Annotated in this window: 23 protein-coding genes and 1 pseudogene; 13 read left to right on the top strand and 11 right to left on the bottom strand. The window is 66.0% G+C overall.

The window, feature by feature from the left end; genetic code table 11:
* Positions 1 to 4: 4 nt before the first annotated feature.
* From AC07PZ_RS13320 to AC07PZ_RS13310, 3 genes are read left to right on the top strand one after another with little or no spacing between them, the layout of a single operon-like run.
* Positions 5 to 679, top strand: coding sequence for a vWA domain-containing protein (locus tag AC07PZ_RS13320; RefSeq protein ID WP_495295567.1), 675 nt, complete (start codon positions 5 to 7; stop codon positions 677 to 679).
* The gene (locus tag AC07PZ_RS13315; protein WP_495295566.1) at positions 676 to 1605 is read left to right on the top strand and encodes a PP2C family serine/threonine-protein phosphatase; all 930 of its coding nucleotides are present in this window, start codon (positions 676 to 678) and stop codon (positions 1603 to 1605) included. The genes AC07PZ_RS13320 and AC07PZ_RS13315 overlap by 4 nt, the downstream gene beginning before the upstream one ends.
* Complete coding sequence (locus AC07PZ_RS13310) at positions 1602 to 3551, top strand: helix-hairpin-helix domain-containing protein (protein ID WP_495295565.1); 1950 nt, start codon at positions 1602 to 1604, stop codon at positions 3549 to 3551. The genes AC07PZ_RS13315 and AC07PZ_RS13310 overlap by 4 nt, the downstream gene beginning before the upstream one ends.
* 71 nt (positions 3552 to 3622) lie before the next feature.
* On the opposite strand, the pseudogene AC07PZ_RS13305 reads toward AC07PZ_RS13310, so the two are convergent.
* The 4 genes and pseudogenes from AC07PZ_RS13305 to AC07PZ_RS13290 form a co-directional block, all read right to left on the bottom strand.
* Positions 3623 to 3956, bottom strand: a pseudogene (locus AC07PZ_RS13305) (SMR family transporter).
* A 144-nt stretch (positions 3957 to 4100) separates the two neighbouring features.
* Positions 4101 to 4250: a hypothetical protein gene (locus tag AC07PZ_RS13300; RefSeq protein WP_495295564.1), complete on the bottom strand. Its 150-nt coding sequence runs from the start codon at positions 4248 to 4250 to the stop codon at positions 4101 to 4103.
* Positions 4251 to 4372: 122 nt separating this feature from the next.
* Positions 4373 to 5692, bottom strand: a complete 1320-nt coding sequence (locus AC07PZ_RS13295; RefSeq protein ID WP_495295563.1) for a M16 family metallopeptidase — start codon at positions 5690 to 5692, stop codon at positions 4373 to 4375.
* An 81-nt stretch (positions 5693 to 5773) separates the two neighbouring features.
* A complete protein-coding gene (locus AC07PZ_RS13290; protein ID WP_495295562.1) occupies positions 5774 to 6031 on the bottom strand; it encodes a helix-turn-helix domain-containing protein in 258 nt (85 codons plus the stop codon).
* Between the two features lie 220 nt (positions 6032 to 6251).
* On the opposite strand from AC07PZ_RS13290, the gene AC07PZ_RS13285 reads away from it, so the two are divergent.
* Positions 6252 to 6665 (top strand): (R)-mandelonitrile lyase, encoded by a 414-nt coding sequence (locus tag AC07PZ_RS13285; protein WP_495295561.1) that lies wholly within the window; start codon positions 6252 to 6254, stop codon positions 6663 to 6665.
* Between the two features lie 74 nt (positions 6666 to 6739).
* On the opposite strand, the gene AC07PZ_RS13280 is transcribed toward AC07PZ_RS13285, so the two are convergent.
* Positions 6740 to 7636, bottom strand: coding sequence for a LysR family transcriptional regulator (locus AC07PZ_RS13280; protein WP_495295560.1), 897 nt, complete (start codon positions 7634 to 7636; stop codon positions 6740 to 6742).
* 139 nt (positions 7637 to 7775) lie between these two features.
* Here AC07PZ_RS13280 and AC07PZ_RS13275 point away from each other — a divergent pair, with 139 nt between their 5' ends.
* Both AC07PZ_RS13275 and AC07PZ_RS13270 read left to right on the top strand, forming a co-directional pair.
* Positions 7776 to 8756 (top strand): aldo/keto reductase, encoded by a 981-nt coding sequence (locus AC07PZ_RS13275; protein ID WP_495295698.1) that lies wholly within the window; start codon positions 7776 to 7778, stop codon positions 8754 to 8756.
* 41 nt (positions 8757 to 8797) lie between these two features.
* On the top strand, positions 8798 to 9565 hold the full coding sequence (locus AC07PZ_RS13270) for an SDR family NAD(P)-dependent oxidoreductase (RefSeq protein ID WP_495295559.1): 768 nt from the start codon (positions 8798 to 8800) through the stop codon (positions 9563 to 9565).
* A gap of 78 nt (positions 9566 to 9643) precedes the next feature.
* Here the strand turns inward: AC07PZ_RS13270 and AC07PZ_RS13265 are convergent, their stop codons facing one another.
* Entirely contained in the window at positions 9644 to 10873 is a 1230-nt protein-coding gene (locus AC07PZ_RS13265) for a type II toxin-antitoxin system HipA family toxin (RefSeq protein WP_495295558.1), read from the bottom strand.
* Positions 10866 to 11192: a RodZ family helix-turn-helix domain-containing protein gene (locus AC07PZ_RS13260; RefSeq protein WP_495295557.1), complete on the bottom strand. Its 327-nt coding sequence runs from the start codon at positions 11190 to 11192 to the stop codon at positions 10866 to 10868. The genes AC07PZ_RS13265 and AC07PZ_RS13260 overlap by 8 nt, the downstream gene beginning before the upstream one ends.
* A 290-nt stretch (positions 11193 to 11482) precedes the next feature.
* On the opposite strand from AC07PZ_RS13260, the gene AC07PZ_RS13255 reads away from it, so the two are divergent.
* Positions 11483 to 13117: a hypothetical protein gene (locus AC07PZ_RS13255; RefSeq protein WP_495295556.1), complete on the top strand. Its 1635-nt coding sequence runs from the start codon at positions 11483 to 11485 to the stop codon at positions 13115 to 13117.
* 83 nt (positions 13118 to 13200) lie between these two features.
* Here the strand turns inward: AC07PZ_RS13255 and AC07PZ_RS13250 are convergent, their stop codons facing one another.
* The 4 genes from AC07PZ_RS13250 to AC07PZ_RS13235 are packed head-to-tail and all read right to left on the bottom strand — an operon-like array spanning position 13201 to position 17300.
* Positions 13201 to 14340 (bottom strand): ABC transporter substrate-binding protein, encoded by a 1140-nt coding sequence (locus AC07PZ_RS13250; protein ID WP_495295555.1) that lies wholly within the window; start codon positions 14338 to 14340, stop codon positions 13201 to 13203.
* A gap of 38 nt (positions 14341 to 14378) precedes the next feature.
* Positions 14379 to 15530, bottom strand: a complete 1152-nt coding sequence (locus AC07PZ_RS13245; RefSeq protein WP_495295554.1) for an ABC transporter substrate-binding protein — start codon at positions 15528 to 15530, stop codon at positions 14379 to 14381.
* A gap of 48 nt (positions 15531 to 15578) precedes the next feature.
* Positions 15579 to 16811 (bottom strand): cytochrome P450, encoded by a 1233-nt coding sequence (locus AC07PZ_RS13240; RefSeq protein ID WP_495295553.1) that lies wholly within the window; start codon positions 16809 to 16811, stop codon positions 15579 to 15581.
* Between the two features lie 33 nt (positions 16812 to 16844).
* Positions 16845 to 17300 (bottom strand): nuclear transport factor 2 family protein, encoded by a 456-nt coding sequence (locus AC07PZ_RS13235; protein WP_495295552.1) that lies wholly within the window; start codon positions 17298 to 17300, stop codon positions 16845 to 16847.
* A gap of 287 nt (positions 17301 to 17587) precedes the next feature.
* Here AC07PZ_RS13235 and AC07PZ_RS13230 point away from each other — a divergent pair, with 287 nt between their 5' ends.
* From AC07PZ_RS13230 to AC07PZ_RS13205, 6 genes are all read left to right on the top strand, one after another.
* On the top strand, positions 17588 to 18481 hold the full coding sequence (locus AC07PZ_RS13230) for a branched-chain amino acid ABC transporter permease (RefSeq protein WP_495295551.1): 894 nt from the start codon (positions 17588 to 17590) through the stop codon (positions 18479 to 18481).
* Entirely contained in the window at positions 18478 to 19431 is a 954-nt protein-coding gene (locus tag AC07PZ_RS13225; RefSeq protein ID WP_495295550.1) for a branched-chain amino acid ABC transporter permease, read from the top strand. Before AC07PZ_RS13230 ends, AC07PZ_RS13225 begins: the two co-directional genes overlap by 4 nt.
* Complete coding sequence (locus tag AC07PZ_RS13220; protein WP_495295549.1) at positions 19428 to 20186, top strand: ABC transporter ATP-binding protein; 759 nt, start codon at positions 19428 to 19430, stop codon at positions 20184 to 20186. The genes AC07PZ_RS13225 and AC07PZ_RS13220 overlap by 4 nt, the downstream gene beginning before the upstream one ends.
* Before the next feature lie 3 nt (positions 20187 to 20189).
* Positions 20190 to 20906: an ABC transporter ATP-binding protein gene (locus AC07PZ_RS13215; RefSeq protein ID WP_495295548.1), complete on the top strand. Its 717-nt coding sequence runs from the start codon at positions 20190 to 20192 to the stop codon at positions 20904 to 20906.
* 124 nt (positions 20907 to 21030) lie between these two features.
* Positions 21031 to 21606 carry an antitoxin Xre/MbcA/ParS toxin-binding domain-containing protein gene (locus AC07PZ_RS13210; RefSeq protein WP_495295547.1) on the top strand — a complete coding sequence of 192 codons (576 nt, stop codon included), beginning with the start codon at positions 21031 to 21033 and terminating at the stop codon, positions 21604 to 21606.
* Complete coding sequence (locus tag AC07PZ_RS13205; RefSeq protein WP_495295546.1) at positions 21606 to 22079, top strand: RES family NAD+ phosphorylase; 474 nt, start codon at positions 21606 to 21608, stop codon at positions 22077 to 22079. The genes AC07PZ_RS13210 and AC07PZ_RS13205 overlap by 1 nt, the downstream gene beginning before the upstream one ends.
* Positions 22080 to 22111 lie beyond the last annotated feature (32 nt).

The raw sequence follows: 22111 nt of genomic DNA, 5'->3' as shown, positions 1-22111 counted from the left end.
AACCATGACCGATCAAATTACCTTCACCGACTTCACTCCAAAGGGCGATGACTTCGCCGATAACCCCGAACCTCGTTGCCCTTGCATCTTGCTGCTGGATGTTTCCGGATCCATGAACGGCCGACCTCTCAATGAGCTCAATGCAGGACTTCAGGTGTTTCGAGAGGAACTACAAGGCGATTCCCTCGCGATGAAGCGGGTGGACGTAGCCATAGTGACTTTTGGTCCGGTAAAGACTGAGGTTCCCTTTGTCAATGCGTCGGCGTTCTACCCACCGTCGTTGACATCGCAGGGCGACACGCCAATGGGCAGCGCGATCAATGCTGCACTGAGCTTGCTGGAGGACCGCAAGCGCGAATACCGTGCCAATGGCATCGCCTACTACCGGCCATGGGTGTTCCTTATTACCGATGGATCGCCGACGGACGAATGGCAGTCTGCAGCAGCTGCGGTCCGCGAGGGAGAGGCGTCAAAGAAGTTCGCCTTCTTCTCTGTTGGCGTCGACGGAGCCAATATGCATACGTTGAGCCAGATCTCGGCGCGACAGCCTCTACGTCTTCAAGGCTTGATGTTTCGTGAGCTGTTCAGTTGGCTGTCTGCTTCGATGAGTTCGGTCTCTCGCTCTACGCCTGGCACGGAGGTGCCATTGACCCCGCCTGTGGGCTGGGGTGTGGTGTGAGCTGGCTGGTCATTTCTGCCTCGGAGGTTGGAACTTCTCACATTGCCACAGGTGCACGTTGCCAAGACTCATGTGCAGGCGGTGTGGAAGCGCTGCAGGCCCGCGACCCCGACTCGTTGCTGTGGATGTTCGTGGCCGATGGCGCCGGCAGTGCTCCCATGGGTGGCGAGGGCGCCGATATCGCGATCGGCGAAGGAATTCGTTTCGTTACCGAGAAGCTTGCCCGCAAGGAGTTCGGACTGGGCGACGCTTTTGCTTGCGACCTGATCCGCGAAGTCCGCCGCGCTGTCCACGCCGAAGCGGAGAAAGACGGGCGTCCGGTGCGCGATTACGCTTGTACCTTTCTCGGGGTCGTCTCGACCAAGACGGGAACCATCACTTTTCAGGTGGGTGATGGTGGCATCGTGCTCGACACAGGTAACGGACTTGAACTGGCTTTGATCCCTGCTCAGGGGGAGTACGCCAACCAGACCTACTTCGTAACTGACGAAGATGCCATCTCCCGAATGCAGAGCAGGTCTTATCCAGACCGCGCGCTGCAGGTCGCAGCGTTCACAGACGGTATTCAGCGGCTTGCGCTCAACATGGCAGCCAATACCCCTCAAGAGCGGTTCTTCGCCCCTTTTTTTGGCGGCATGGCCAAGGCTACGCTGGACCATGAAGAGCAACTCACCGGGCTGCTTCAGCAGTTTCTTGCGAGCGACCATGTGAATGCCCGCACTGATGACGACAAGACTCTCGCTCTTGCCTACTGGCAGGGCGTGCGGCCTGAATTGGGATCAGCACGATCGACGTTGGCCGTTCCGACTGTCGATCCAGTATCCAGTGCGAGCGAAACGCCGTCCGATGTCTCGGGTCAGGCTGAGGTGGACTTGGTACTGCCGGCCGTTGGCCGCGACTCGGTCGAGGGCGATTCGGTGGCATGAGCCGTGTCCTAGTCAATGGCGCCGGCCAGCAGGTGCGGTTGGGGCGTGAGCTCGGCAAGGGTGGCGAAGGTTCGGTGTACGACTTGCCGGATCTGCCGAAGCAAGCTGCAAAGCTTTATCACAAGCCGCTGGACGCCAGGAAGCAGGGCAAGCTGGTCTTCATGGCTCGGCAAGGTGACAAGGAGTTAGAGCAGTTCACTGCATGGCCGCAGACAACTTTGCATGAGCGTGCAGGGGGGCCGGTGATCGGCTTCCTCATGCCGAAGATGTCCAGTCGGGCGGAATTGCACATGGTCTACGGTCCGGCACATCGAAAGCAGGACTACCCGAGAGTTGGATGGAACTTCCTGCTTTATGTTGCACGGAATGTCGCGACCTGCGTCGATGTCGTGCACCGCCATGGGCATGTACTCGGTGATGTGAATCAGAGCAGCTTCATGGTTGCGCGAGACAGCACAGTTGTGCTGATCGACACAGATTCATTCCAAGTCGACGTCAATGGGGCACTGCATCTGTGCGAGGTCGGCGTTGCATATTTCACTCCACCGGAACTCCAGGGAACAACGAACTTCAAGTCGATCAACCGAACTCAGAACCACGACAACTTTGGATTGGCGCTGCTGATCTTCCATCTGCTTTTTGGCGGAAGGCATCCCTATGCTGGTGTGCCGCTGGTTAAAGGCGCCGGCGATGCTCTGGAGAGTGACATCCAGGCGATGCGATTTGCGTACGCGCGTGATGCGCAGCGACGCGGAATCGGTGTACCGCCGCGCAGTTATCCAATCACGCTCTTGCCGCCTGCCATCGAACCGCTGATGCATGCAGCGTTCACGGAACAAGGTGCCAGCGGTCACCGGCCAACCGCTCGGCAGTGGGTCGATGCTTTGGACGGAATCCGCAATAACCTGCGGACTTGTGGCAAGGCCAAGACGCACGTCTATTCGGGGCACTTGGTTGCGTGTCCCTGGTGTGCTATGGCAAGCGATCCATTTCCAGATCCGGATGTGGTCATTGCGCCGGATGATTTGAGTACTCTTGACTTGGACAAAGCCTGGAGTTTGATCCACGCCATACGTTTGCCTACGTCGTTTGGCTCCGTTCCAAGCCATGCCATGCACTCTCCTCCTGGAAAGCCTGCACGGAAGCACGGAGAGGGAAACTACATGTGGGTGCTGGGTTGCGTCATCGCAGCCTTGTTGGTCGTGACTTTCGTAGCCGCCAAGCCCTGGTTGCTATTCGCAGCACTGGGTATCGGGGCGCTTTTCAGGCCTGTCGCTAAGGGATACGACGGCCGGCTCGAGGCCAAAAGGCGCAGTGACGTGCTGAATGCAGCAGAAGCGGAGTACAACGCTGCAGTTGCCGCGCTGCATGCGAGCATCAAGCTTGCCGCAGTAGATTTCCAGAAGCGCAAGGAGCATCTGCAACAGGCCACAAATCAACTGCAACGAATGCCGAGCCTTATGGCAGATGAGTTGCGAAAACTTGAAGGGTTGGCACGGGCTTATCACCTCAAGAAGCACCTTGAGCAGTTCTATGTCGACGATGTGCAGATCAAGGGGTTGGGGCCGGCCAGAAAGGCTTCACTGAAGTCCTTTGGTATCGAAACGGCGGCGGATGTCATTGAAGATGACGTGCGCCAAGTCAAGGGATTTGGAGGCTCGCTGACCCAGGCTCTGTTGGACTGGCGTGCCTCCCACGAGCGGTCGTTTGTGTTACGTGCCCATATGCGCCCACCTGCAAGCGAAGTTGCTCGAATTCAGCAAAAGGAGCGGGCAGCGCGGGCACCCATGGAGATGCTTTTGCGCAATGCGCCAGAGGTTTTGCGTGGACTTGTCGCGGACGCTCAGCGCCAGCACAACATGCTCTTGCCGCGCGTCGAGGCAGCTGCCAAGGCGTTGGCTCAGGCTCATGCGGACATGACCGAAGCTCAGTCAGCGATGAGATAGAGCCCGTTGTACGCAACATGTCGCTACAGCCGACACCCAAATCGATCGTGATATTTCCATCTTTGCCCTTGCTAGTGACTGGCAGATTTCGAGAAGAGCTTGATGACTATGATTCCGCAGATGATCAGACCGATGCCTGCAATGGCGGGACGATCGAGCGATTGCTTGAGCCAGAGCCAGCTCACTATTGGAACCAGGACGATCCCCACTCCCGAAGCAGATTGCGTAGGCAATTCCCGTAGGCAGGTCCTTCAACACATAAGAGAGAAGATAGAACGAAGCCGCGTACCAGACTACGCATCCGATCGTTGGCGCCAGCTTGGTAAAATCGTCTGTCGTCTTGAAGACAGTGGTCGCGATGACCTCCAACAGAATGGCGTTGCCGACCGCGACCTCTGCACCAATGTGCTTGGCCGTAAATGGCCAGAGAGGTATAGCCCTCTGTTGCCAGCTCAAGCATGTCGTCCCACCGTGATGAATCGCTATCGAGAGACTGGAGCCATGACCGTAGGCTTGCTCATGGCCGCATTCCACGATTCACTGCCTGCCTCACTTTTCTCGACCACTCCACGCCGACCCCAGAATCTCAATGGCAGTCGATGCCCCCAGCGCGAGCCCCGCCATTCCAGAAAATCCCGCGGCGAACAGGGCGACCGCGAGGACGACACCCGCAATAGAAAACCAGTGAATGAAGCTCAATTGTTGCCCCGATGGTTGTACGCACGGCCGCAGCGCCTTCTCACGCTCGGCCTGAATTGGAAGTTTGGCGAAGTCATTGCAATCATCGAGCCGTCGTCTCGTCCATATTGGCCACGGCCGCCTTACAGCGCTTGGCGGTTCGAAGCCGTCCCGGCGCTCGCCGAGCCCGACCAGCCGGGGCTGGCTGTCGACTTCGATGACGACGGACTCCGGCCCTGCGCCTCCAGGCGACGCGCAGCCTGCGCGCTGACGCCCTTGCCGGTGATCGCCAGCGCCGGCGGGTGGCCCAGCATGCGCTCGAAGACCATCCGCACTTCTTCCGCGCTGATGTCCTCGATCATGGCGATCGCTTCGGCCATCGGTGTCACGGTGCCACTGGCGAAGACCTCTTCGACGGCTTGCTCCATGGTCGCGTAGGTCCGCTCGGCGGCGCGTACACGGGACACGGTCAGCTGGTTCTTCGCGCGCTCCAGGTGCACGGGATCGATGCTGGCGGCCTGCGCGCGCAGCAGGTCGCCCGTGGCCGTCACCAGCGCATCCAGCTTGTCCGGCGTGGTGACCGCGTGCACGACGAAGCTGGCCCAGACGTCTCCGCCGTCCATCGTGGAATGAGCCGTGTAGGCCAGGCCGAGCTGCTCCCGGACCGTGTCGACCAGGGGCGCCGACATGCCGCCTCCGAACAGGTTGGCCGCCAGCGTCGCCGCAAGGCGCCAACGTTGCTGCGAGATCTCGTCCAGCCGCGCGGGCGCGAGCGGGAACGCGATGTTCAGGAAGACCTGCGACACCTGCGTGAAGCGCCGCGCCAAGGTGTGGCCGACGTACTTCGCGGGTGCCGGTGCGCGCAACGCGGGCAGGTCGGACGACGCAGGCATGGCGGCGAAGAGCTTCCCGGCCAGCGCCACCCAGGCTTCGATGTCGAAGTTGCCGGCCGCAGCGACCACGGTCTTCCCCGCGACGTAGTGGGACTGCACGTGGCGAACCAGGTCGTGCCGGGTGAAGCCTTCGATGTTGGCGACGGTGCCGATCACCGGCATGCCCATCGGGTCGTCGCCCCAGATGGCGCGGTCGAGCAACTCGCTGGAGCAATCCTCCGGGTCCTCCTCGTACTCGATGGCCTCCTGGCGAATCACCTCCAGCTCGCGCTGCAGTTCGACGTCGGGAAAGGTGCTGTTCAGAACGATGTCGGCCGTCATGCGCGTCAGCTGTTCCGCATGTCGGCCCAGGCCGGTCATGAAGTAGCCGGTCGTGTCCTTGCCGGTGAATGCGTTGACATCCGCGCCCAGCCGCTCCGCATCGAGATTGATGGCCTGAACGGAGCGGGTGGTGGTCCCCTTGAACGCCATGTGCTCGAGGACGTGGCTGATGCCGTTGGTGGCCGGCGTTTCGTCGCGCGAGCCGACCCGCAGGAACACGCCCACGCTGGCGCTCTGCACATGGGGCATGGGAATGGCGAGCAGCCTCACGCCGTTGGGAAGCGTGTGGAGAACCGCGGCGGTGCGTTTCGTTGACGACTGCACCATGGCTCAGCGGCCTTCCGGCTGTTGCAGCCCGACGCCGACGCCATAGAGCGCAAGCAGGCCCAGCACGTGCCCGATGGCCACGCCGGGCTCACCCGCCTCGATGCGGCCGATGGTCTGGACGTGCACGCCGAGGCGTGCGGCCGCAGCCGCCTGTCCCTCGCCAGCGGACGATCGGGCCAGCTTGGCCGCCGCGCCCAACGCCCGTATGGCTTGCAGTGCTTCGCCGCTGATGTCTGCCGAGATGCGCTTGCCTTGGGTCATAGGGGTGCATTGTCGCCGCGCATCGGCGGCTGCCGGAAGGCCGCATGCACGAAGCGGCCGGGCATGAGCCGGTTTCATATCGGTTAGCAATGCGTACGGTCTTCCGTCGGCGCCGTGCAGCACCTACATTTTTCCGAGACGCAAGCACCGCCGCGAGCGGTGCCATACCCGGCTTCGCCACAGGCGGGCTCAACCTGGATCCATCGAAGGAAGCTGACCCATGAACATCATTCGAAACGGCTCGAAGCCATCGGCCAAGGGGGCTGCCGCCTGTTTCACCGGCACGGTCCGCATCGACAGTCCATTCCAGGCGGAAGGCGAAGGACGCTCCGGCGGAGCCATCGTGACCTTCGAGCCAGGTGCCCGCACGAACTGGCACCGGCATCCCGCGGGCCAGACCCTGGTGGTGCTCAACGGCGTGGGCTGGACCCAGTGTGAAGGCGGACCCCGCACCGAGATCCGTGCGGGCGATGTCGTCTGGTGTCCTTGCCAGAAGCGCCATTGGCACGGTGCCTCCATCACGACCGCGATGTCCCACCTGGCCATCACGGAAATGGTCGACGGCAAGAACGTCGAATGGATGGAACCGGTGACCGATGCGCAGTACCAGGACGGCCCGCTCGTCACCGCCTGATGACAGACAAACCGATCGGCGCCCTCGCAAAAGGACACCGCTGTACCAGTTCGCGACTGCCGCAGACCCCTATCTCAATCCCGCAACTTGAGCGCCTCGACCACCAGCGCGAACGCGGGCAGCGATTGGCGACGGCTCGGGTAGTACAGGTGGTAGCCCGGAAAGGTCGGACTCCACGCTTCCAGCACACGCACGAGTCGCCCGGCGTCGACGTGGGGCTGGATGACGTCCTCCGGCGCATACGTCAGGGCATGGCCTTCCAGCGCCGCGGTCAGCAGTTGGGCCGAGGTGTTGAAGATGATCTGCCCCGGCACCTGGACATTGAGTTCCCGCCCGCCGCGGGCGAACTCCCAGGCATACAGCCCGCCGTGGGTGGGCAGGCGCAGGTTGCCGCAGTTGTGCGACGTCAGGTCCTGCGGCGTCGTCGGCTTTGCACTGTTCTCGAAATAGGCAGGCGATGCGGCCACGGCCATGCGGAAGTCCGGTGAGATGCGCACCGCGATCATGTCCTTGGCAATCTGGTCGCCGATGCGCACACCGGCATCGAAGCGCTCGGCCACGATGTCGATCAGGCCGTAGCCGATGTTGATTTCCAGCTGGAGGTCCGGGTAGTCCGGCAGCAGTTTCGACAGCTTGGGCCAGAGGATGGTCGAGGCCGCGTGGTCGTGCGTGGTGATGCGGATCGTGCCCGAGGGCTTTTCCCGCAGCGCGCTGATGGCCGACAGCTCGGCCTCGATGCCTTCGTAGTGCGGCGCCAGGCGGGCCAGCAGCCGTTCACCGGCCTCCGTCGGCGATGCGCCGCGGGTCGTCCGCGCCAGGAGCCGTACACCCATGCGCTCTTCCAGCGCCCGCATGCTGTGGCTCAGGGCGGACTGGGTCACACCCAGTTGTGCGGCCGCACGTGTGAAGCTGCGTTCGCGCGCCACCACGATGAAGGACGAGAGACTGTTGAGGTCTATTCGATTTGCCATGAACCAGACTCATATCGTTTAGATAAGTATGCCGGGTTCTCACATGCCATTCATCCTCCTAAAGTGCAGCGAGCCCTCCGGACCATCCCCGTCCGGCAACACGCAAGGGGGACATCTCCCAACATCGAAAGAACTCCAGATGCAAAAGCGCGCCCTCGGCCAGAACGGTCTTGAAGTCTCCGCCATCGGCCTCGGCTGCATGGGCCTGACCTTCGGCTACGGCCCGGCGACCGAGAAGTCGGCCGGTATCGCGCTGATCCGCGCCGCCTACGAGCGCGGCGTCACCTTCTTCGACAGTGCCGAAGCCTACGGTGCCACCAACGAAGAAATGCTCGGCGAGGCCGTCGCACCTTTCCGCGACAAGGTCGTCCTGGCCACGAAGTTCGGCTTCAAGGACGGCATCGCCGCGGCCGGCCTCGACAGCACGCCCGCGCGCATTCGCCTGGTGGCGGAGCAGTCGCTCGAGCGACTGAAAACCGATTGCATCGACCTGTTCTACCAGCACCGCGTCGACCCGAACGTGCCGATGGAAGACGTGGCCGGCACCGTGCGCGACCTCATCCGGGAAGGCAAGGTCAGGCACTTCGGCATGAGCGAGGCCGGCGTGAAGGCGATCCGCGCGGCCCATGCCGTGCAGCCGGTGACGGCGCTGCAGAGCGAGTACTCGATGTTCACCCGCGATCCGGAAGCGGCGATCCTGCCGGTGCTGGAAGAGCTCGGCATCGGCTTCGTGCCTTTCAGCCCGCTGGGCAAGGGCTTCCTCACCGGAAAGATCGACGCCAGCACGACCTTCGGCGAAGGCGACGTGCGCAAGGTCCTGCCGCGCTTTGCCGACGATGCCCGCGAAGCGAATCACAACCTGGCCACGCTGATCGGTGAAGTGGCCCGGCGAAAGAATGCCACCCCTGCGCAGGTCGCCCTGGCCTGGCTGCTGGCACAGAAGCCCTGGATCGCCCCGATTCCGGGGACCACCAAGCTGCATCGCCTGAAAGAGAATATCGGTGGCGCCAGCGTCGGGCTGAGCGCAGCAGATCTGAACGAACTGGCCGACGTGATGGCCAAGGTCCCCGTCACGGGCGAGCGCTACAACGCCCAGATGATGAAGACCGTCAACCGCTGAGATCACGCGAGCCGACACCAGCCAGGGAGGGCATGCATCTCATGAGCCGCATATTCATCACCGGATCGGCAGACGGCCTGGGCCGCGCTGCCGCGGCAGAACTCATTTCAGGCGGCCATGAGGTCGTCGTCCACGCGCGTTCGCAGGAGCGAGGCCGCCAACTGCGTGAGACGCTCGCGGGCGCCGCGGCCGTCGTGGTCGGTGACCTGGCCAGCGCCAGAGAGACCCGCGCGGTGGCCGACCAGGTCAACGCCATCGGCCGGATGGACGCCGTCATCCACAACGCGGGCATCTACATGGAGCCCGCTCGCGGCAGCACGCCGGAAGGCCACGCGACCGTGCTGGCGGTCAACACCCTGGCGCCCTATCTGCTGACCGCACTGATGGAGCGGCCGGACCGCCTCGTGTACCTCAGCAGCGGAATGCATCGCGATGGCGAAGGCTCCTTGGGCGACATCGACTGGACCCGGCGCCGCTGGCAGGCCACCCGGGCCTACTGCGAGACCAAGCTCCACGTCGCCGCGCTGGCCGCAGCGCTCGAACGCAGGTGGCCCGACGTCTTCAGCAATGCGGTCGACCCCGGCTGGGTGCCGACGCGCATGGGCGGCGCCGCTGCCACCGACGATCTGCAGAAGGGGCACCAGACGCAGGCATGGCTGGCCTCCGGCGAGGACGCGGCTGCGCAGGTCCGTGGCGGGTACTGGTATCACAAGAAGAGGCAGAAGCCGGCCGGTGAAGTCACGGATCCGGCGTTTCATGAGCAACTGCTGGGGCGACTCGCCGAACTGACGGGGGTCTTGCTGCCTTGAGCGGGAGCAGGTGAGGGGGTCCGGCGGCGTGGGGCGGTGCCGCACGGGACCATGCGGGGAGCGCATACGCTGTTCTCGTCAGCGCCAGCCCTCGCGCTGCGCGCCCAGCCGATCATTGTCCAGGTACTGCGCCAGCACCGCCAGGTCGGCATCACCGACCGCGCACGCGCGGAAGTGCGCCTGCCAGCCATCGACCGCAGCCACGACCTCCCGCACGATCAGCCTGGCGGCCGGCGCCTTCAACCCGAACGCCGCAGCCGCGGACAGTGCGTTGTCCAGCGTCGATGCCGATCCGTCGCGGCCCACTGCAATCGCTTGATAGCCGAGTCCGCTCAGGCTGGGCACCATGTCGAAGGCCGGCGACAGCGTCCAGCTGCCGTCGGCCTGGCGCAGCAGCGCGTGGTTCTTTTCGTGGTCGTCGGTGTTGTCGATCAGGATGTTGAACACCATGCGCCGGAACAGCTGGGCCTGCAGGCGCGCGATGTCGTCGGCCCGGCAAAGCCGGCGCAGCTGCTGCGCCAGTTGCGGGTAGCCGAAGTCTTCGCCCACGGCACGCAACGCGACGTGTGCGGAGATCGCGTGGATGCGCCTGCCGTGGACGCGGTCGAAGCGGCGCACGGCGACCGCGTGGCGGTTGCGCACGGGCAGCGCCTGCGTCGGCGCCACGTCGATGCCGCAGCGCGCCGCGAGCGTCATCGTCGCGTGCTCGATGAGTGGCGTGTCTTCGTCCTCGCCCTCGCCGAACTTGACCAGCCAGGGCTGGCCGTCGATCTCGATCACGGACTTCGGCCGCGCGCCGCCGAGCGAAACGCCCGGCCGCAGCAGCCGCCTTTCGAGGTCCGGAACGGGCTCGTTGGCGATGACCTTGCGGATCACCTCGTCCATGGCGGGCAGGTCACCGAGCGTGGGCATCGGCGAGGACGGCCAGGGTTCGTACGCATCGACACGTTGACTCACGCCGAGCGCGCCGTAGCGGTCGGCACCGGCGAACAGCAGGAACTCGAGCAGCGACATGCGCGGCGAGCGCTCGAACTTGCGGATGACGCGTTCGCCCCACCGGTCGGGCCGGGCATCTTCCACGGCGCCAACGACCTCCTGCTTGCGCGATGGCACGAACAGCGCGTCGACCAGCGGCAGGTCTTCGCTCAACGCGAAGCCGTGACGAAGCCATTCGTCCGCATAGCGGAGCGCCACGCCCTGTGCACCGAGCGCGAGAGAAATCTGCCCTACGCACAGCGGATGCGCAGGGTCGGTCAGCATCCAGAGCGACAGGGTGTCCTGCGGGGCATAGACGCTGCGCTCAGTCATCGGTGCGTGCTCCACGAAGCGATGCCGCACGCACCTCGCTTTCCAGCGCCGCCACGTCCTGCTGCGGATCGGCCAACGTCGCAAGCGCCTCGTGGCGCTGGATCATCCACAGCGCCGTTGCATAGACGCCGATCGCCACCGAGGGGTCGCCCTTCTCGAGCTTCATGAGCGTGGGCACCGAGACGTTCAAGCGCGTGGCCCAACTGCGCAGCGACTGCTTGCGCCGCTTGCGCGCCACGGCCAGGTCCTCGCCCAGGCGCGCGAGCGCGCCGGCCGCCACGGAGGGCAGGCTTTCCAATGCATCGGAGCGGGCAGACATGCAACTATTATTTCTCAAAATCCTTGTTTTGTTCAATCTTAGTTGAACATCTCCAATCGTTTCAACAAGCAAGCGGTCGATGGCAGCCACCGCGATCGCTCCCGGCCACGACCGTCGCTGGTCGTGCTCGAGGGACCTGGGTCGCCCGAGAGCAACGCGCCGCCGAGAAGGTCGCGGTGTCCACGCCCGCCATCCCGACCACCGGGTTAGTCCCATGAACATGGAAAGCGCATCGACAGCTTCCTCTGAAAAAATTGTCTGCGTTCGACAACATGGATGACAGGGCCGACATGAACGATCGTTTGAAAAGGCGGCACGCTGCCATGCTGGCCCTGGTGCTGATCGCCGCGGGCTGCACCACGTCCGGTGGCGGCCCTCGCATGGCACGCGCCGCGCCGCCGGCAACCGACTGCCGCGCCTGGGTGGGCACCGACCGCAACCAGGAGATGGCCGGCTACCTGCTGCCACAGGCGAGCGGAGGCACCGTCTGCGTGCCGTTGGGCATCAGCGCCAACGTGCCGCCTGCCGGCTACCAGGGCGATTTCCATGTCGACGAATTCAGCGATGCCAGGTTGAAGCAACGCTGGAGCGCCTGCAAGGCAGACGCCGCCTGCTTCGCCCGCGTGGATGCGCAGATGCAGCGCTGGCTGCCGCCCAACAAGGCTCGCTCCACACGCACCACGGGCATGGTGGATCCGGTGGGCAAGATCGACTCCGAGGGCCGTGTGGACCTGGCGCAGATTCGCCGCCCCGGCTTCTTCGCCAAGGCACCTTACGACGAGCGCATTGCGACGGCCGATGCCCGCACGGCGGTGGTCGAATTCACCGTTCCCCGCGATGCCTTCGAGCGCATCGACCTGAAGATGACCGACGCCATCAAGTTGCGCGGCTGGTATATCGAAGGCGCGGGGGTGGAAGACGGCCGTGGCGGTCGCATGCGGGCATTGGTGATATTCGCACCCGGCGGCGGCGGACAGCTCACGGCCATCCAGCATCCCGACGAGAAGCCCTACACCATCGATCCGGCCACCGGCAAGACGGTCGACGTCAAGTTCCCCAACGCCACCACCGAGACCATGGGCCAGCGTTGGTACCGGGAGAACTTGCAGGCACTCAACGCCGCCGGGTTCGACGTGCTGGCCTACGACCGGCGCGGCGAGGGCATCTCCGGCGGCTTCAGCGACACCAACACGCTCGAGCAGGGAGAGGACGTGTTTCGCGTGCTGTCGCAGCTCGACACCGGCGATGGGTTGCGGGTGCTGATGCCCGGTGGCCAACTGCTCGAAGGCCGCGCCGCCGCGGGCCGGCTGCTGGCCGGTCAGAAGTCCACGCAGATCCCGATGCTGCTGGCTGGCTACTCGCGGGGCTCCATGTCCACCGCGTGGGCCATGAGCAAGAATTTCTCGGAGTCCTGCAGCTACGACATGCCGCAGCCGGTGTGCCAACCGGCCAAGGGGTTGGCCAACATCAAGGGCGCCATCCTGCTGTCGTCCTTTGCGAGCGGAGCGGGCTATGTGCCCTCATCGCCCGATCTGGCCGACCGCAACCTGTTCCTGGGCGGCATGGCGGCCGACCATCACATCCTGTTCTATCCCAACTCCGCGCCGCTGGCCGGCATGCATCTCTGGCCTGCCGCCTTCTTCGGCAAGGGGCTGTGGGACCGGGCCGAGACGCTGGAGGGCACGATCGCGGCCTACGACCGCATTCCCGGTGCGCGCGAGATCGTGACGGCCCGCGGACCGCATTCCATCGAGACCTGGCCCGAGAGCGACAGGCGGTACCTGCGCGAACGCATGGTGGCCTTCGCCAAGGTCGCCATCGTCGGCGGCAAAGAGGTGCCGGGCGCCAGGACCTGGAGCGACCTGCGATCGCTGGTCGCCACCACGCCGGAGTCCTGGGAGGCGTCATCCGCGCCACGGCGTTGACTGGCTGAGCGATCGCCATCGCGGCGACGGCGGCTCGGACCCCTGCATGGAGGCCCTCGACGCCGTCATCGACGCCACGCTCGTCACTGCACCGTCGCGAACGTCCCGCCCTTCACCTGCAGCAGCACGCCGCCGTAGCTCGGCTGGCGCGCGCTGTTGACGCTCCACGTGCCGCTGCCGATCACCACCGGTACCTTGTTGAGCTTGCCGATCTCGTCGCGCAGCTTCGTTCGGTCCGGGTTCGGGCCGGCGTTCTGCACCGCCTGGGCGGCGAGCTGGCCGATGGTGTAGCCCATCGCGGCCCAGACATCGGGCGGGTTCTTGTAGCGCGCGGTGTAGGCGCTGACGAAGGCCGCGTTGAGCGGCGACGGATTGTTGGGCGCGTAGTCCGATACCACGTAGGTGCCTTCGACCGCCTTGCCGCCGATCTTGATGAAGTTGAGCGATGCGAGCGTCGACGGGCCGACGAACTTCACCTTCGAATCGACGCCGGCCTGCCGCATCTGGATCAGCAGGTTGGCCGACAGCTCGGCTGGCGCGGCGACGAACACCACGTCGGTGTCCTGGTTCGACACCTTGGTCGCGAGCGCGAGAAAGTTGCTGTCGCTGCCGAGGATCGACTCGTCGCTCACGATCTGCGCGCCCGCGGCCTTCACCTCCTTCAGGAACGCGGCCTTCTGCGCCACGTAGCCGTCGTTGCTCTGGTCGGTGATCAGCGTGATGCGCTTGGCGCCGAGCTTCTCCATCGTGAACTTGCTCAGGAAGCCCATGATGTCCGTGGCATAGGCCTGCACCTTGAAGGCCCACGGGCCGGTCGCGAGGATGTCGTTGGCACTGCCGTTGGCGAACAGCGGCACCTGCAGCTCGTTGGCCACCGGCGCTGCGCCGAGGGCCTCGAAACTGGTGGTTGGCCCGAGGATCATCAGCACCTGGTCGCGCTTGGCGAACTGGTTGACCAGGCTGATCGCCTGCGCCTTGTCGCCGGCCGAATCGCCTTCGATGATCCTGAACTTCGCGCCGCCCGGCAGGCCCTTCTGGTTGGCCTCTTCCAGCGCGAGCTTGATGCCGTTCTGGATCGGCACGCCGCCATAGGCATAGCTGCCGGTGAGACCGTTGAACACGCCCACGGGCAGTTCCTTCGGCGTGCCTTGCGCCAGGGCGAAGCCGCTGGCGGCGAGCAGTGCGGCGGCCGCGATCACGGTCCGGCGCTTGGATGTCGTCATGGATGTCTCCTTCTCTTTGTCGTGGATGCGCGAGGCGGTCACTGCACGGCGACGAAGCCGCCGTCCTTCACGGTCAGCAGCACGCCGCCGTAGCTCGGCTGGCGTGCGCTGTTGACGCTCCAGGTGCCGCTGCCGATCACCACCGGCACCTTGTTGAGCTTGCCGATCTCGTCGCGGATGCGCTTGCGGTCCGGGTTCGGGCCGGCGTTCTGGATCGCCTGGGCCGCGAGCTGGCCGATGGTGTAGCCCATGGCGGCCCAGTTGTCGGGCGCGACCTTGTAGCGCGCCTTGTAGCCTTCGATGAAGGCCTGGTTCATCGGCGACACCGCGCTCGGCGAATAGTCCGACACCATCAGCGTGCCTTCCACCGCCTTGCCGCCGGTCTTGACGAAGCCCTGCGATGCGAGCGTCGACGGGCCGATGAACTTCACCTTCGGGTCGAGCCCGGCCTGGCGCAGCTGGATGAAGAAGTTGGCCGACAGTTCGGCCGGCGCGGCGATGAAGACCGCATCGGTCTCCTGGTCGGAGATCTTGGTGGCGAGCGCGAGGAAGTTGCTGTCGCTCGCCAGGATCTTCTCTTCCGAGACGATCTTCACGCCCGCGTTCTTCATGTAGTCGCGCAGCGCCGCGGCCTGCGAGATGTAGCCCTCGCTGCCCTGGTCGTACACCACGGTCAGGCGCTTCACGCCGACCTTCTCGACCGCCTGCTTGCCCAGGAAGCCCATGATGTCCGGCGCGAAGGCCTGCACCTTGAAGGCCCACGGGCCGGTCGCGAGGATGTCGTTCGAACTGCCGATGGCGATGATCGGCACCTGCAGGTCGTTGGCGACCGGTGCGCCGGCCAGGGCCTCGAGGCTGGTGGTCGGGCCGATGATCAGCGCCACCTGGTCGCGCTTGGCGAACTGGTTCACGAGGTTGATCACCTGCGCCTTCTCGCTGCCGGTGTCGCCTTCGATGACGCGGATCTTCGCGCCGCCCGGCAGGCCCTTCTGGTTGGCCTCTTCGAGTGCCATCTTCATCGCGTTCTGGATCGGCACGCCGCCGAAGGCATAGACGCCGGTCAGCGAATTGAAGACGCCGACCCGGATCTCGTTGGCGCCGGCCGTGCCTTGCGCGGCGGCCAGGCCGCTGGCCAGCAGGAAAAGGGTGGCTGTGGTGGCTGCGATGGCCGTTCTGCGATGCGTCGTCATGGGGTGTCTCCTGGAATCGTTCTGTGTGGACTGGCGAGAAAGGTGTCTTCAGGCGCGCACGAGCCGCAGCGGCAGCGTGTCGAGCGTGCGCAGCGCGTTGACCAGGCGCGGCCGCGCAGGGCCGGCCGGCTCGATCGCCGACACGCGGCGGATCAGCGCGCCCAGGATGCATTCGGCTTCGAGCCGCGAGATCATCTGGCCGATGCACACGTGCGAGCCGTGGCCGAAGGCGCGGTGCACGCCGACGGTCTTGCGTGTCACGTCGAAGGTGTCGGGGTCTGTCCATTGCCGCGGGTCGCGGTTGGCCGCGCCCATGTGGTAGCCGACCTTGGTGCCGGCCTTCAGGCGGTAGCCGCCGAGTTCGACATCGGCCGTGGTGGTGCGGAACATCACCTGCGCCGGCGACTCCAGCCGCAGCGCCTCTTCGAACGCACCCTTGATCAGCGCCGGATCGGCCTTGACCCGCGCGAACTGCTCGGGATGGCGCGCCAGCAGGTTCAGCGTGGCGCCGATGCCGCCGATGGTGGTGTCGACGCCGGCGCGGAAGAAGCTGCGCACGTGCAGCGGCGCGGTGCCGGCCGCGAACTCGCCGCGGTCCTCGGCCAGGTAGATCGCCTCGCCGAAGCCACCCGGCTTCATGTGCTTGCGCAACAGGATGTCGGCATACCAGGCCATCACCGGCTCGGCGCGTGCCGCGGCGCGCTCCAGCCGCGCGTTGTTCGGCCCGAGCTGGTTGAAGTTCAGTTCACCTGTGATGGTCATGCGCTCGGGCGGAATGTCGACGCCGAAGACCTCGGGGAACACGCTGAGCACGAAGGCCTCGACCACGTCGGACACACCGTCGACCTCGCCCTTCGCGACGGCGCGCTCGGCCACTTCCTCCGCGCGCTCCTGGAACTTCTCGCGCCACTGCTTCACGACCAGTGGCGACAGCACCTTCTGCAGCGCGGCGCGCACGCCGGTGTGCTCGGGCGGGTCGACCTCGCTGATCGGGCTGCGCGTGCGCCAGGCGCCGGGCTTGCGGATGTCGCTCAGGCCGACGCCGCCCTCGACCGTGAAGCGTGCGTAGTCGGACGCGACGATGCCGCTCTCGACATAGCGGCCGACCGCGTAATAGCCGTGCGGCCGGATGAACACCACCGGCGCTTCGCGCATGCGCTCGAACAGCGGGTAGGGGTCGGCCAGGTTCTCGTCGGAGAACGGGTCTTCGTCGAGCACCGGTGGCTCGGGCAGCGTGTCGAGCGGACGGGTGTCGGCGGGGGTGGGGCTCAGGGTGCTCATGGCATTTCCTTCGTGGGCTTGGCGGGTGGTGGCTCAGTCGCCGCGCGGCAGCACCTCGACCGACACGGCGCGGATGCGCCAGCCGTCGGCGGTGCGCGCGAAGCGCGTGGTGTAGGTGCCGAACATCGCGATCTTTCCGGGGCCGTCGCGCCAGTCGGTGATGAGCGCGCGCGAATGGCCGATGGCGTCGTCGGGTCCGTCGCCGGGCTCGACGTAGAAGTCGGTCATCTGGTGGCGCATCAGCTGGCGGAAGCGCTTCTGCATCGTCTCGCTCATCATCCAGAGCAGCTTGTCGTGGCCCTGGATCGTCTCGGGCGGCAGGCCCGAGCCGCCCATCGATTGCGGCGGCGAATTGGCGCGCGTCCAGGTCGCGTCCTCGGTGAACAGCGACACGAAATCGGGGTTGCCGACGTCGGCCAGATGGCCATAGCGGGCGAACAGGTCGCGGATCGCCAGTTCGTCGTCGGTGGGAAGGCGTCGGAAGTTCATGCGGTCTTCTCGGAGTGATCGGTGTGAGCGTGGGTGCGGCGTTGGGTGCGCCGGCAGGGGCCGGTGCGGGGCTTCGCAGGCTACGACCGTCGCGCGCCGCGGTCTGTCACCCTGCGAAGGGACCTGCGAAGGAAGGCGCCAACCCTCGGCGCGGGCGCTGGCGCCCGTCCCGCCGGTGGGGGACATACCTGCGCGGAGGGCGCACCTATCCTCCCGCCACGACAGGGAACACGCCCCTGCGCCGCGCCTTTCCAGGGGCGTTCCACAACAAGAAAGGAAGTCGAGACATGCTGCTTCAGCAGATCCTCAATGGCCTCGTGGTGGGCAGCGTGTACGGGCTGTTCGCGCTCGGCTTCACGCTGCTCTTCGGGGTCAACCACATCATGAACATGGCACACGGTTCGGTGTTCATGTGGGGTGCCTTCGCGGGGCTCTACGCGGTCGTGGCGCTGGACATGCCCATCGGCCTGGCGCTCGTCATCGGCATGGTGGCCGGCGGCCTGCTGTCGGTGCTGCTCGACATCGTGGCCTTCCGGCCGCTGCGGCGCCGCGGCGCGCCGGAGTTCTCGGCGATCGTCTCGTCGATCGGCGCCGACCTGGTGCTGCTGGCGCTGGCGCAGAAGGTGTCGAACACCGCGGTCATGCGTTTCCCCTTCGACGCCTTCCCGGTGGTGGTCTACCGCGTTTTCGGGCTGCGCGTCCAGCTGCTGCAGCTGGTCATCATGGGTCTGGTGCTGCTGATGGTGGCGGGGCTGGTGTTCTACCTTTACCGCACCGAATTCGGCCGGCGCATCCGCGCGGTGGCGTTCTCGGAGCAGACGGCGCGGCTGCTGGGCATCAACCCGGGCTGGGTCAACATGCAGGTGTTCTTCATCTCCGGCGCGCTCGCGGGCATGGCTGGCGTACTGATCGGGCTGGTCTTCAATTCCGTGCACTTCACGATGGGCGAGCCGCTGCTGCTGCGCGCCTTCGTGATCGTGATCCTCGGCGGGCTCGGCAGCATTCCGGGCGCGCTGATCGCGGGCCTGGCGATCGGGCTGGTGCAGACGATGAGCGTGGCCTACGTGTCGGCCGGCGTGGCGGAGGCGATCGTCTTCCTCGCGCTGTTCGTCGTGATCCTGGTCAAGCCGACCGGCCTGTTCGGCCAGGCCGGCGCCACCATGCGAGTGAGGCGCGCATGATGGATTTCCTCTTCACCTACGCGTCGCTGTTCGACCTGGTGCTGGTCAACGCGCTGCTCGCGACCAGCCAGTACGTGGTGTTGCGCGCGGGCGTGTTCTCGCTCGGCACCGCGGGCTTCGCGGCGCTCGGCGCCTATGCGGCGGCGCTGCTGGTCACGCGTGCCGGCTGGTCGCCCGCGCTGGCGGTGGCCGCCGGCATGGCGCTCGGCACGGCCGCCAGCGCGCTGCTCGCGATGCCGCTGGCGCGGCTGCGCGGCGTGTTCCAGGCGGTCGCGACGCTGGCCTTCGTGCAGATCGTTCTGTCGGCCACGCAGAACTGGGTCGAGCTGACCAACGGCGCACTCGGCATCAACGGCATCCCCAAGGTGGTGGGCACCGGCACGCTGGTCGCGGCCGTGGTGCTGGTCGTGCTGCTGCTGGTGGCGATGGGCCGCTTCGGCATCGGCCGCGCGCTCGACGTGATCCGCGAGGACGAGACGGTGGCGGTGTCGCTCGGCATCCAGGTGCCGCGCTACCACCGGCTGGCCTTCGTGCTGTCCGGCGCGCTGGCCGGGCTGGCGGGTGCGCTGCACGCATGCAACAGCTACACCATCACGCCCGGCGAGTACGGCTTCCAGATGCTGGTGAACGTGCTGGCCATGGTGGTGCTCGGCGGGCGCACTTCGGTGTGGGGCGCGCTGGTCGGTGCGGCCATCCTCAGCACGCTGCCCGAGCTGTTCCGCGTGTTCGCCGACTACCGCAACGTGGTGCAGGGCGCGCTGCTGATGCTGGTCATCGTCTACCTGCCGCGCGGTGTTGCCGACACGCTGATCGCCGCGGTGCGCGACCGGCGGTTGCGCCGTGCCGCGACCTCAAATTCCGCAGCGCCGCCGCGGGCCGCGGCGCCACCGCCGCCCTCATCGCCACCGCCCCATCGGCCGGCGGTGGAGAAGGCAGGGTGGCAGCCATGACGCAAGCCCTCGTTCTCGAAAACGTGGCGCGCCACTTCGGCGGCGTGCCGGCCGTCGACGGCTTGAGCCTGAACGTGCCGGCCGGCCGCATCACCGGGCTGATCGGCCCGAACGGTGCGGGCAAGACCACGGTGGTGAACCTGATCACCGGCATCCTCCATTTGAGCGGCGGCCGGGTGCTGCTGCAGGGCCACGACGTGTCGCGCGCCGAGGCGCCCGAGCTGGCGCGTGCCGGCGTCGCGCGCACCTTCCAGAACATCCGGCTGGTGGCCGACGCGAGCGTGCTCGACAACGTGCTCGCCGGCTTCCATCGGCATGAGAAGACCGGCCTGCTGGCCAATCTGCTGGGGCTGCCGTCGGCCCGCGCCGAGACCGCCCGGCTGCGCGACGACGCGATGCAGCTGCTGGAGCGTTTCGGCATGACGGCGCTGGCGCGGCACCGTGCCGGCAGCCTGTCGTATGGCCATCAGCGCCGCATCGAAATGATGCGGGCGCTGGCCGCGAAGCCGAGCGTGCTGCTGCTCGACGAGCCCGTGGCCGGCATGAACGATGCCGAAGCGGAGAGCCTGGCCGGCATCTTCCGGTCGGTCGCGGCCGAGGGCGTCGCCATCCTGCTGATCGAACACAACATGCGCTTCGTGATGTCGCTGTGCGCGCATCTCTACGTGCTGGCCTCGGGCCGGCTGATTGCCGAGGGCGAGCCCGACGCGGTCGGGCGCGATCCGCGCGTGGTCGAAGCCTACCTGGGAGCCTGAACCATGCTGGAGATCCGCAACCTCGGCGTCCATTACCGCGGCATCCATGCGCTGCGCGGTGTCAGCCTGCATGTGAAGCACGGCGACATCTTCACGCTGATCGGGCCGAACGGCGCCGGCAAGTCCAGCCTCGTCAATGCGCTGTCGGGCATCGTGCCGTCGAGCGGCGAGGTGCTGTTCGAAGGCGAGCCGCTCGGACGGCGGGCCGCGCACCAGCGCTCGCGCGCCGGCGTGATCCAGGTGCCCGAAGGCCGGCGCGTGATCGCCACGCTGTCGGTCGCCGAGAACCTGCAGCTCGGCCGGCAGGCCGCCGGCATCCGCGGCAGCGATGCGGCCGACCTGGACCGCGTGCATGCGCTGTTCCCGGTGCTTGCCGAACGCCGCAACCAGCTGTCGGGTTCGCTCTCGGGCGGCCAGCAGCAGATGCTGGCCATCGGCCGCGCGCTGATGGGCCGGCCGAAGATCCTGATGCTGGACGAGCCCAGCCTGGGCCTCGCGCCGGTGATCATCAAGGACGTGTTCCGCGCGCTGGTGCAGCTCAACCGCGAAGGCCTGACCATCCTGCTGGTCGAGCAGAACGCGCGGCTCGCGCTGCAGACCGCGAACCAGGCCGCCGTGCTGGAGCAGGGCCGCATCGTGCAGCAGGGGCCGGCGGCCGAGCTGGCGGAGGACCCGGCGATTGCCGACCACTACTTCGGGCGGGCGGGGTTGATTGCCTGATGGCCTGGTGGCCTGAATGACGGACTGGCCGGCCGAACGGCCGGCCAGGAACGTCGGTCGTGGCATCTGTCGGTGCAATTGCAAGACTCCATGGTTGCGTTTGCAAACGTGCTACCGTTGAGGAATGAGTACTCGTTCCATCGCGACTGCTGGCGCCAAGCGCGCCCAGGCCATGCCGCCATCGCCGCACCACGCGGCCGTCGCCATGGCGAAGAAGTTCGAGCATGTCTTCCAGCATGCGTTTCCGATTTCCAGCAAGGTGGCTGCCAAGTCGACGTCCAGCGGCAGGGCGCGACTCTTCATCACGCTGATGCACCATGAAGCGCCCACCTTGAATCGCGACGCAGCCGCACACTGGGCATCCAGGAGCCTGCCGGCGGCGGCGCTCGACGAGTGGTTCGCGGCGAGCGGCCTGGAAAAGAAGAAGGACCTGTTCATCGCGCTGCAGGTGAGTGCCTCGACGCTCTCTCGCGCCAAGGCCGACACGACGCTCGACACCGCCGTCACCGAGCGCATGCTGCGCCAGAGCGAGTTGTTCGTGCGCGCGGCCGAGGTCTTTGGGGAAGACGGTGCCACGTGGATGACGACACCGCACGACCTGCTCGACGGCAAGGCCCCTCTGGCCTACGCGACCAACGAGTTCGGCGGCGCGAAGGTGCGCCAGATCCTGAACGCGATCGAATACGGCGGCGTCGTCTGATGCCATCGGTCTGGCGCATCGGCAGCACCAAAAGCCTGACCCTCGCGACGCTCGCCTTCGGCTCGACGCTTGAATCCGGACGCTGGCATCTCACCCCGCCCGATGGCCTGCCCGTCGTGTACGCGGGCGCCAGCCGTGCGCTGTGCCAGCTCGAAAAGCGCGTTCATTGCAACGGCGTCCAGCCGCGCAATCAGGCGCTGCTGCGGCTGGATCTGCCGGACGATGCGGCGCTGCTCGACATCCGCACGCTCGAGAACCTGCCAGCCGATTGGCGCGATGACACGCCCTGGACGCAGGATGCCGGCGTCCGTTGGCGAGCCTCGGGCGCCTCGTTGGGCCTGTGGGTGCCCTCGGCAGTGGAGCCGAACGAATCGAACCTGATGCTCAATCCGGACCATGCGAAGTTCGCATCGATCGTGCTGACGGTCGAGCGTGCGCCGTTTCGGTTCGATGACCGGATGTTCAATCCGTGATGCTGGCGCTCAGCAGATCGAGCCGCATGTCG

It is taken from the genome of Variovorax sp. GW821-FHT10B04 (assembly GCF_059415645.1).
This window is presented reverse-complemented; position numbering and strand designations above follow the sequence as displayed.